Genomic DNA, 10,787 nt, shown 5'->3' with positions numbered 1-10,787 from the left:
AATTTTCCGTCTTTTCCAGGGAATGCAGTTCCGAATCTGTCTGCGTCCGGGTCGGTCGCCATTACGCAGTCAGCCTTTTCTTTTTCGCCAAGCTCAACTGCGAGCTTAAGCGCCGGAGCTTCCTCCGGGTTCGGCTTTTCAACTGTCGGGAATCTTCCGTCCGGCTCTCTCTGCTGCGGAACTGTGATTACTTTGAGTCCGAGGTCTCCGAGAACTTTTTCAACGTGCATTGCGCCTGTTCCGTGGAGCGGCGTGTAGACGATTTTTACTGTTGAAGCCTTTTCCTTGATAAGCTCAGGGCGGAAAAGCTGAGCCTTGCACATCGCCCAGAATTTCTCGTCGATTTCCTTATCTATCATAACGAGCTTTCCTGATTTAAGCGCTTCTTCCTTTGAGATTGTCTTTACTGATTTTACAGCGTTCACTTCATCGATGATTCCAACGTCATGCGGCTCGATTACCTGTGCTCCGTTGTCCCAGTAAGCCTTGTAGCCGTTGTACTGCGGCGGATTGTGAGAAGCCGTAACGACAACGCCTGTCTGCGCTCCAAGCTCGCGGATTGCGAACGAAAGCTCTGGAGTAGGGCGGAGGCCTGTGAAAAGATAAGCCTTGATTCCGTTTGCGGCAAGAATAAGGGCTGTCGCCTCTGCGAAGACATCGGAATTTTTGCGGCTGTCATAGGCGATTACCGCGCTCAAAGTTCCGTCTTTTGCCTTCTGAGGGAACGCTTTAAGAACGTAGTTTGCAAGTCCCTGGGTGGCAAGGTTTATTTCGAGAGTGTTCATGCGGTTTGTTCCTCCGCCCATAACTCCGCGCAGTCCGCCTGTTCCAAATTCAAGAGTCTGATAGAATCTGTCTTCAAGCTCCTTCATATCCTCTTTTTCGACAAGCTCCTCAACTTCCTTCCGGAATCTCTCGTCCTTTTCTTCTTCGATGTACTTTTTGGCACGCTCAAGAATTTCTGATTTTTCCATAAATTTCTCCCATAAAAAGTTCTATGCTAGTGAATCTGCACGCAGAATCATCTTTGTTTCCCATTCAAGAAGCTTTTGTTCTTCTTTTGGTTTGTTTCCTTTTACATCGCACATTACGCGGAAAACAGGCTCTGTTCCGCTTCCGCGCATCCACATAAATGCGACAGGCTTTTCGTTTTCATCGTAAAAAATGATTTTGAGTCCGCCTTTGCCGCTCTGCGAATAATCGTCAATGTTTTTGGTTTCAACGGTTCCGTTTGTTCTGACAGCAACATAGCTTTCAAAACCGTACAGTTCCTTTAATTCATTTTTATGCAAATTCCACTGATTTTCAAATATTTTTTGAAATTTTGCCTTTAAAATTCCGTGATCTGTTGTTTTTATCTGAAGGACTGCCCTTTCTTCGCTTACGCCAGTAGTCGTGTAAACAGGCAAAGTTTCAATTATGTCGCGCAATGTGTAGTTTTCTTTGTATTTTTCCATTTGGCCGCTTGCTTCGCACCAAAGATGAAAAAGACCTTTTCTCAAAACTCCGTTGATTTGGTCGTCTTTTAAAATCAAAAGTTTTATAAGCGCAAAAATTGTACAAAGAGGGTCGCGCACTGCCGCCGGATGAGTAATGTTTCCGCCGTTTGAACCTTCGCCCAAAATGCGCACTGTCCAGCCTTCTCTTCGCTTTTCGCGCGCCAAATTTACGACATTTGCTTCGCCAACTTCCGCACGGAAAACTTCTGCCTTAAAAGCATGCGCGATTTCTTCGATTCTCATTGATGTAGGGCCGTTTACCGCAACACCGACTTTTTGTCCGCCAAAAAAAGAGCCGGTTTGTCCATTTTTTCCTGATAAAAAGAGCTCTGCTTTTTTTGCAAGTCCGCACCCTTGAGAAACTTGAGCCTGATATGCCGAATATGCAAGTTCTGAAAGAACTGAAAGCGCAAATCCTTCCTGTGCTCTTAAAAACTTTGCTTTTTGTTCAATTTCGTCCCAATAGACAATATTTCCACGGTCTCCGTCGCAGTCAGGCATGTAGCCAAGAATGCAGTTTTTGTCGCCAGCGGCCTGTCTTATTTCGATTTCGCGTGCGCACCAAACTAAATTTTCCGGTTCAGGAATAATTTCGTGGGCGATTTGTCCTGGAGCGCTGTTGATTGTCGTTAAGGAAATTCCACATTCGTTTAAAAATGCTTTGTCAATGGACATTGTGCGCGCAGAACCGTTCATATCTGCTACTACGCACAGCGGTTTTTGAATCAAGTTTTGTCTTATTTTTGCAAATACCGCATTTTGTACGGCAGGCTCTTTCGAACCCGAAATTACTTCTTTTTCAAAATTTCTGTAAGTGTTTGCCGCCGAATGTTTTGTCGCGATTGATTCTGCAAAAACCCAATCCAAATCAATGTCAGAACAGGAAGAAGCCAATTTTTGCGCATATTCAGCAGCATCAGGACGGACGCATTTTTTTTCAAATTCTGCAACGAGTTTTGCGTTTTCCTGTCCATTCAAAACACCTCCGTCATTCAGCCCGAATTTAATTCCGTTGTAGCCAATCGGGTTGTGGCTTGCCGAAATATAGACAAATCCGTCCGCCGAATGTGCATAAACCATAATTTCTGGAGAGGCAATGATTCCAGTATACGAAACTGCAATTTTTTTTGCCAGAAAAACCCTAAGCATTGTTTCTGCAATTGCCGGACCTGTAGGACGAGTGTCCATTCCAACTATAATTAAAGGGGATTTTTTTTGAGCAAGCATATAGTCTGCAAAGGTTTCTGCTGCAAGCGCCGCGATTGTGCGGTTTAAATTTCCGATTTCGCTATTGCCGTCGTCTTTTTCTCCGGATTCAGCAAAAACCTTGCGCCAGCCAGACGCTGATGTAATCATCTTGTGTTCCATAACAGAAACATTTTATCACCAAAAAAGACTAATCGCAATAAACTAGAAAATTCTTGTTTTTTATTTGGGACCGCAAGCCGCTTTCAAACCTGCTTTCCACGGTTCCGCTTTTGCTCCATCCGCCGCAGGCGGACGCTGCGCGCCGTTCCAATCAGGGGTGCATTTTTTTTGTTTAAATTCAATATGCTTCCACAGAATATGCAAGGATTTTTTCTTTTCCCAGAATATCTGCAACCGAAACTGTAATTCTGTTGTGTCCCTTCGGAATTGCAATTTCGCCTAAGAGCTGTCTTTTTTGGTCTGGATAAATTACAGAAGAAGAATAGTTGCTCTTATTGTTTACGCATAGTTTTCCGTCTATGCTTACCAGCGCGTCGTATGTAATTGTGTCGGCGACTGCTCCGTTTACAAGAATTGCCGTTTTGTATGGCATAGAAACCGGCCGCTGTGCGCAGTAAATAAAGTATGTCCCCGAAGGAATTCTTCTATTTTTGTCAAAATTATATTCAGTTCCTTTTTTATTTACAGCCGTAAGATTGAGAATTTCAAGCGGAAGCTCGTTTCCAAAGCGCGGCATTAAAATTCGCGGATTTACGAGCGTTTTGGCCTTTAAATCGACAACCTGAAATTCCAAAAGAGCGTTTCCTTCCTGCCAGCCGGAGCTTCCGCAGGTTCCAAGAGGGGTTGCGTTTTCAACTTCCGAAAGTTCATATCGTTTTTCCTGATCGTCAGAATTCAAATTTGCATAAACTGTCATCAAGCTGTCATCGTGAACGAGAATCACCGCGTTTCCAAGAGTGCTTTCAAAAAGCGAAGAATCTTCGTCATGTTCGCTCAAAACCGCGGTGACAGTTCCTTTGCTGGAAGTTTTAATTTCTCCGCTGTCGCTAAAAATCAGCGAAGGATTTATAACTCCGCCACGGGTGTGCGCAAAATATGCAAAAAAAGTGTCGGACATGATTTCTTCCTGCGGCCAGTCAAAACCAAAGGCAAAAAAAGAAACAAAAACTAATGTCAATATGGAATATATCTTTTTCATACAAAATCTGCCTCCGGCTTTTATTTAAACTCAATGTCCACTCTCGAAATCGAACTGTCTCGTCCGACAAAAAGCGAATTGTCTTTTACTGTTATGCAGGCGTTTTCCGCTTTAAAGCTAAATTTTCCGGAATAGACCGAGTGCTTTTGTATTACAGAAACTGAATAAATTCCGTCATTTTTGCTCAGGACAAAGATATTTTTTTTGTCGCCAGTTTCTTCTATCGAAAGAATATCGCCTTTTATCGGAATATGCTTTGATTTTAAAGTTTTGCAGTTTACAATGCCAAGACAGTCTTTGTGCGCAAAATAGCAGTAATCACCGGCGCTTGAAAATTTTACGAGAACCTGTTTTGTTGTATCTGATTCCAGATATTCATGAAAGAAGATTTTTGTAATTCCGTTTTCTTTTTTTGCAAGTGTGAATCTCTGCTGTTTTTGACCGCTTACGCTCGCTGTCGATAAATCGTCATCCGAAACTGCAAGACCTAGAATTACAGGATATTTGCTTCCGCCTGGCTCATACTGCTGTTCGATTTTTCCGTCTGTGTCAAAAATAAGAATTGATCCGTCCGCATAGCCTGCGGCAACTTTTTCGTTTGTAGAATCCAGAGCTGTAATAGGAACATAATTTTCAAATTTCCATTTTGGCTCAAAATTTTCATTCAAAAAAACAAAGCTTGTTCCGCCTGGCAACATAAGAAATTTTCTGTCTTTTTGAAAAAACGGAAATCCTTGCATTTTTAGTTCTTTCTTTTGATTTCCTTCTTTGGATATAAGCTTTAGGCTTTTGTCGCTTGTTCCGTAAATGCAGTAATCATCTGGACTGATTGCAATTTTGTACGGAAATGTAAAAGTCTGAGCAATTCGGCCTTCTTCTGTAAAATATCCTGCGTTTTGTCCAAGCCTGAACGGAATATATTGCGAAGGTTCGATTTTGTTTGAATCTGGAGAAGTTTTGTTGCAGTCAACCGTCCATTTGGTCACAAAATGAATTTCTTTAGAAAGAGGCTTTACTGCACAAAATGTATATGCAAGCACAATCGTTGCGCATATCGTAGGAATTGGATTTATTTTTTTTAGCATGGTTATTTTTATGGTATAATGATTAAAAATTATGGTCAAGTTTGATAAAAAAATGTTTTTTTTATCAGAATGTTCTTTAATTTTGCAATAAAGTTGAAGAGAATGTGTTTGCTTGACAAAATACCGTTCTAAATGCAAAATATGCAAAAGATTGTTAAGAGTTTATAAAAAATTTGGAGAAAAAAGTGGAAGACGATATCCTTACAATTGAAGAAGTTGCAAAATATCTGCGTGTTTCTGAACGCACTGTTTATGACTGGGCTCAAAAAGGCGAAATTCCTGCTGGAAAAATTGGAACGGTATGGCGTTTTAAAAAATCAGAGATTGAAAAATGGGTAAATGAACGTCTTTCTTCAAATATCAAAAAAGAAGAAAGCAATCCTGAAGTAATCGTAAAAAACATTCTTTCACCAGACCGCATTGTTTTTATAAATCATACTACAAAACGCGATGCTCTTGTTGAGCTTGCAAACAATTTGAGCACAGCTCCTCAGGTAAAATACAGCGATGAGCTTGTTACAGAAATTTTAAAGCGTGAAGAGCTTATGTCTACAGCAATAGGCCGTGGAATTGCAATTCCTCATGTGCGCCTGTCTTCCGTGACAGACCTTGTAATGAGTGTTGGAATCTGCAAGAAGGACATAATCGACTATCAGTCAATTGATGAAATTCCTGTAAGAATTTTGATTATGATTGCAGCGGCTTATAATCAGCACACATATTACCTTCAGACGCTGAGTTTTTTCAGTTCAAAATTAAAAGAAAAGGCTTTGCGTGATAAGCTTCTTGATGCTTCAACTCCAGAAGAGGTATATGCTCTTTTAACACGGAACTAGTCTTTGTCAGAACAGAAAAATTGTCTTTCTTTTAAGTTATTCGTAGAGTTCTACAGGAATCCAGTTTTTTCTGTCCTGCATGTCTTTTGCAATCATTCCAAAAGTTAGATTTTTTGCCGTAGTTTCTCCAAAAAGATATTCTTTTCCGTCGAGACTGTAGGTTTGTCCCTGTTTTCCCGGTAAATTTATTCCTACCATGGCATGGCTGTATTGAGTGCTTATAAACATAATTGAATCCAGTCCAAGATTTTTATAAAGGAGCATTAAAAGCATTGAGCGGCTGTCGCAGTCAGAGCCTGCCCCTTCGAGCGTTGCCGGAATATTTGTAAAATCGGCGCTGTCAGCTGAAGAGGATTTTCTTTCGTAGTTAAAATTTTGCGTCCAGGTTAAAAGTTTTTGCGCAATTGCCGCTTCCGGAAAATCCGGGGACTCTTTTTGACAATCTTCGAGCAGCGCGTTTGAAATGTCAAATGCCGCTTTTTTTGTGCGGCCCATTCCGTCTTTTGCAATTATTCTGTAAAAACGCTGCCATGCTTCTTTCCAGCATTTTTGGTTTACAAACAGTTTAAAAACTGAAAATTCACGGTCAACGACAAACTGGTTTGCTTCGGAATCATCTTTGTCCAAAACCGTGTTTATTTTTTTTCCGTCAATTGTGAGCGTTACTTTTTTTTGTCCGGCCTTTGGAAAGGCGAATGCGGTTATAAGTCCGCTTTCTTTAAAGCTTCCGCGGTCGACCATTATGCTGTCTAATATAGAAAGAATAAACTGTTCGCAGTTGTATGCCTTGTCTTCCGGGGCGAACGAAATAACTGTCAGAAAACTTTTTTTATCTGGAATAGGAATGGAAGCTCCCCAGCCGCACATTTTTGTGCCAAGCGCTTTTTCGCTTATTGTAATCTGAGAAACGGCGCATTCTCTGTTGCGCCATTTTGCCGTAGAAATTTCTCCAGCCGCAGAAAGTTTTTCTAAGGTTTTGCAAAGGGCTTGTGCGCTGCTTTGAAAATTTTCCTGCGGCCAGACTTTTACTGCGGTTTGGACCGGAAGAAGCTTGTGAGTAAAAAGAATTGAGCTTTCGTCTTCCGTCATATCTGAAATTTCTGACATTTCTGGAAAATCTATGCTGTAGCCGTAGATTGAACTTGAAATCAGTTCTGAAAACGAATGAAAACTTGGAAAAATTAAAAAGAATATTGCAAAAATCGAGCGGATAAAAGTTTGGTGGAATTTTTTCATAATTTTGACACTTCCATAAAATACTAGGCTAAAAAATACTTTTTTTGTAATATACACAACTGGACAAGGGATTGTAAGGGCGAGCGAAGCGCGTTCCAAAAATGTGATTGCGCTTTGCGAAATTGCATTTTTTGGAATGACAACCCTGAAAAGCCCGGTTTTTGCGCAAGCAAAAATGGCCCCAAAAAATCAAAAAAAATACTTACAGATTGATAATCGGATGAAAAATATTCAAATTGTATATGAAAATGAGGAAATTCTTCTAATAAATAAAGAAGCCGGAATGAGTGTTCAGGGCGGCGCAGGTATTGCGCATTCTTTGGACGAAGAGCTTTCTAAGCAGGTCGGTTATAAGGTTTTTTTGGTGCACAGGCTCGACAAGGAAACGTCCGGTCTTATGGTTGTTGCAAAGTCGGCTGCCGCGGCTAATAGATGGATTGGCTTGATTGCAGGAAAACAGGTAAAAAAAGAATATACGGCTGTATGTTTTGGATTGCCTTGTGTAAATGGAAAAACGGCTTTGGCTGGAACTTTAAAAGACAACGTTGTAAAAGCTGGACGTGAATTGAATGCTGTTACGGACTTTAAGGTTTTAAAATCTGGAAAAGTTAAAATTGTTTCTGGAACGGAAAATGCTGCTAAAAAGGAGGATGGTTCTTTTGAAAGTGAAGAAATCGAGCTTTCTGTCTTGCACCTTGCGCTTGGAACCGGAAGAATGCATCAGATAAGAATTCATCTTGCAAAGGCCGGCTGTCCGATTGTTCAGGATGATAAGCACGGAAACTTTAAATTGAATAAAAAGGCGCGGAAACTCGGCCTTAAAAAACTGTGTCTTGCTGCGACGACGATAACTCTTCCTGTCGATGGGAAAAAAACTGTTTTTAACGTGGATTTGCCGGAGCATATAAAAAAGGCGGCTGAACTTTTGTAGTTTTTTGTTATATAAGGAATTGTACTTGACATTTTTTTGTTAAAATCGTAAAGTATGTTAACATTTTAATAGTAATATTTAAATGGATCCGCGCAAACGGGTCCTTTTTTATTGCCGGAGCAAAATTACAGAGATTATGGATTATATACCTTTAACTTCTTATCCGCATTATCAGGAATGTGAAAATGTTGCTTCTTCGCTTGGCTACCACCTTGTTGAGTTAAAATTTTCTAAACATGGAAGCACGACTCATATTCTTGCTGTAATTACAGGAGATGATCCGAGTGTAAATATCGGCGTAAATGACTGCTCGAAGGTGCATCATGCGCTTCTTCCAAAAATTGAAGAAATTCTTGGAACTGATGATACTTACATGGAGCTTACTTCTCCTGGAATGGAGCGAAATATAAAAAATGCGGCTGAATTTGCGTTTTTTAAAGGACGTCAGGTCCGGGTTTGGGATAAAACAGTTACGGATTGGGTCGGTGGAAAAGTTGTTTCCTCTGACAATGCTTCGATAACGCTCGAAGTTGAAAATTCGGATGGTTCTGTTGAGCAGAAGACTGTTTCTTATGCAGATATAGCAAAAGCAAAATTTATTCATTTGTAATTGCAGAATTGAATTTTTTGGGAAGCCTCTAAAAAATGAGGCAACCGTTAATTTTTTTCTACTTCAAAAGGGAGAAATAATATGTCAGAAATGTCAGAAGCGATTCGGGAACTCATAGAAGAAAAGGGAGTTTCTGTAGAATCTGTTAAACAGACTGTAGAGTCTGCAATCAAGGCGGCTTACAAAAAAACTTTCGGAACAGCGGACAACTGCGAAGTTCATTTTGCAGATGATTTGTCGGATGTTTCGGTTTACTCGAAAAAAGTAATTGTAGATGGTGTTTACGACCCTGTGACAGAAATTGAACTTGAAGATGCGCTTAAAATGAGCGAGGAATGTGAAGTTGGAGATGAAATCCTTATTCTTGTTGATCCAAAGACTTTTGAGCGTTCTGCTGTTTCTACTGGAAAACAGGCTGCTCATCAGGGGTTGAGCGAAAGCTTTAAAAACAATCTTCTGGCAGAAAATAAAGACAAAATCGGCGAAGTTATCATTGGATATTATCAGCGCGAATACAACGGAAATATTTACGTTGATCTTGGTAAAGTTGAAGGAGTTCTTCCAAAAAAATATCAGAGCTCACGCGAGATTTATCAGAAAAATGACAGAATTAAGGCTATTGTTGTTGACGTAAAAACTACTTCTTCTGGAGTTCAGCTGGTTTTGAGCCGCACAGATCCTAAATTCGTACAGTCAATTATTGAGCTTGAAGTTCCTGAACTTGAAGATAAGACAGTCGAAATTTACAAAATTGTTCGTGAAGCAGGTTATCGCACTAAGATTGCAGTTTTCTCTAATAAGGAAGATGTGGATCCTGTAGGCGCGTGTGTTGGTCTTAAGGGTGTACGTATTCAGAATGTAATCCGCGAGCTTGAAGGTGAAAAAATCGACGTTTTGCGCTATGACCAGAATCCTGTTGAGTTTATTAAAAACGCGCTTTCGCCTGCCGAAGTTGAGAAAGTTTTGATTACGGATGAAGAAAAAAAACAGGCTCTTGCAATTGTAAACGAAAGTCAGTTCTCTCTTGCTATCGGAAAATCTGGCATGAATGTTCGTCTTGCAAACCGTCTCTGCGACTGGTCAATTGACGTAAAAACCGAAGAGCAGGCTGCAGAAATGGATTTGAGCCAGTTCTCTACACGCAAGGCTGCGGAAAATCTATTTAACAATTCTTCAGAAGAAAGCACTGGTTCTGAAGAAAGCGAACCGATTTCGACGATTTCTGAATTGCCAGGAGTTGATGTTGATGTTGCTGCAAGGCTCAAGGCTGCTGGATTTGATGATATTCAGACTTTTGTTGATTCGTTCGATTCTGATTCAATCAATGTTGAAGGCGTAACCCAGGAAGAGCTTGAAAAAGTGAATTCAATCATTCGCGATGTAGTTGAATTTGTTGAAGATGATTCTGAAAAAACAGAAGAAGAAAAGCCTGGACAGGAAGAAGAGGAAGAGTATTTCTGTCCTGAATGTGGCGCAAAAATCACTTTGGATATGACAAAATGTCCAAAATGTGGCGTAGAATTTGAATTTGAGTAATAAAAAACGGTAGAATAAAAAGTCTTTGAAATTTTAATAAATTTTAATATCGAAGGCTAAAAGAGTAGTGCGAGAAAAATTATAAGGGGAAAAACGAGAAAATATGGCTGAAGAAACAGAGAAAAAGCCCGGATTTGTATTGAATAAGAAAAAAGCAGAACCAGCAGAAAACAAAGCATCTGCTGCTATTTCTGCAAATTCAGGTACACCGGAAAAGAGAAAAATTGTAGTCGTAAAGAGAAAAGCGCCTGCGCAGGCTCAGGAAAGTGCGGCTGAAAACGGAGAAAATAAAAAGCGTCCGGTTCCAGTTGTAAAAAAATCTCCTGTACCGGCAGCAGCAGCTTCTTCTGCTCCTCGTCCTCAGCAACAGCGTCCTGCTGGACAGACTCGTACTACTTTTGAAATCGGCTCTGCAAGACCAAATGTAAAAGCCGGCAATCTTTCAACTCCAAACCGTCAGCGTAACGGCGGTTACAACCGTGGTCAGAACGGTGGTTATGGCAATCGCGAAGGTGGCTATAACGGCGGTTATGGAAACAGAAATTATAACAATAACGGACAGCGTTCCGGAGGTTTTTCTGGAGCGCAGGCGCGCGAAAATTATCAGAACCGCGATAGAAACGCTCAAGGCGGCGGATTTAACCGTC

General features: G+C 40.7%; 9 protein-coding genes and 1 pseudogene. 5 read left to right on the top strand and 5 right to left on the bottom strand.

Going from position 1 to position 10,787, the window contains the following annotated elements; genetic code table 11:
- From B2X33_RS08745 to B2X33_RS08730, 4 genes are all read right to left on the bottom strand, one after another.
- A partial coding sequence (locus B2X33_RS08745) for a phosphohexomutase domain-containing protein (RefSeq protein WP_524539507.1) occupies positions 1-974 on the bottom strand: 974 nt, incomplete at its 3' end.
- Positions 975-995: 21 nt separating this feature from the next.
- On the bottom strand, positions 996-2,855 hold the full coding sequence (locus B2X33_RS08740; RefSeq protein ID WP_296669057.1) for a phosphoglucomutase: 1,860 nt from the start codon (positions 2,853-2,855) through the stop codon (positions 996-998).
- A 190-nt stretch (positions 2,856-3,045) separates the two neighbouring features.
- On the bottom strand, positions 3,046-3,906 hold the full coding sequence (locus tag B2X33_RS08735; RefSeq protein WP_296669056.1) for a peptidoglycan DD-metalloendopeptidase family protein: 861 nt from the start codon (positions 3,904-3,906) through the stop codon (positions 3,046-3,048).
- 20 nt (positions 3,907-3,926) lie between these two features.
- Positions 3,927-4,991, bottom strand: coding sequence for a TP_0783 family beta-propeller protein (locus tag B2X33_RS08730; RefSeq protein WP_296669055.1), 1,065 nt, complete (start codon positions 4,989-4,991; stop codon positions 3,927-3,929).
- A 185-nt stretch (positions 4,992-5,176) separates the two neighbouring features.
- Between B2X33_RS08730 and B2X33_RS08725 the strand changes: the two genes are divergently transcribed.
- A complete protein-coding gene (locus B2X33_RS08725; protein ID WP_296669053.1) occupies positions 5,177-5,827 on the top strand; it encodes a PTS sugar transporter subunit IIA in 651 nt (216 codons plus the stop codon).
- Between the two features lie 36 nt (positions 5,828-5,863).
- Here B2X33_RS08725 and B2X33_RS08720 read toward each other — a convergent pair whose 3' ends face one another.
- A complete protein-coding gene (locus B2X33_RS08720) occupies positions 5,864-7,063 on the bottom strand; it encodes a hypothetical protein (protein WP_296669052.1) in 1,200 nt (399 codons plus the stop codon).
- 220 nt (positions 7,064-7,283) lie between these two features.
- Between B2X33_RS08720 and B2X33_RS08715 the strand changes: the two genes are divergently transcribed.
- From B2X33_RS08715 to B2X33_RS08700, 4 genes and pseudogenes are all read left to right on the top strand, one after another.
- Positions 7,284-7,994 (top strand): RluA family pseudouridine synthase, encoded by a 711-nt coding sequence (locus B2X33_RS08715; protein ID WP_296669050.1) that lies wholly within the window; start codon positions 7,284-7,286, stop codon positions 7,992-7,994.
- A gap of 136 nt (positions 7,995-8,130) precedes the next feature.
- On the top strand, positions 8,131-8,604 hold the full coding sequence (locus tag B2X33_RS08710) for an LSm family protein (RefSeq protein WP_296669048.1): 474 nt from the start codon (positions 8,131-8,133) through the stop codon (positions 8,602-8,604).
- 81 nt (positions 8,605-8,685) lie between these two features.
- Positions 8,686-10,140 (top strand): transcription termination factor NusA, encoded by a 1,455-nt coding sequence (nusA, locus tag B2X33_RS08705; RefSeq protein WP_296669046.1) that lies wholly within the window; start codon positions 8,686-8,688, stop codon positions 10,138-10,140.
- Positions 10,141-10,243: 103 nt separating this feature from the next.
- Positions 10,244-10,787, top strand: a pseudogene (locus B2X33_RS08700) (translation initiation factor IF-2); the annotation flags it as partial.

This window comes from Treponema sp. UBA785, from assembly GCF_002297065.1.
Taxonomy (GTDB): Bacteria; Spirochaetota; Spirochaetia; order Treponematales; family Treponemataceae; genus Treponema_D.
This window is presented reverse-complemented; position numbering and strand designations above follow the sequence as displayed.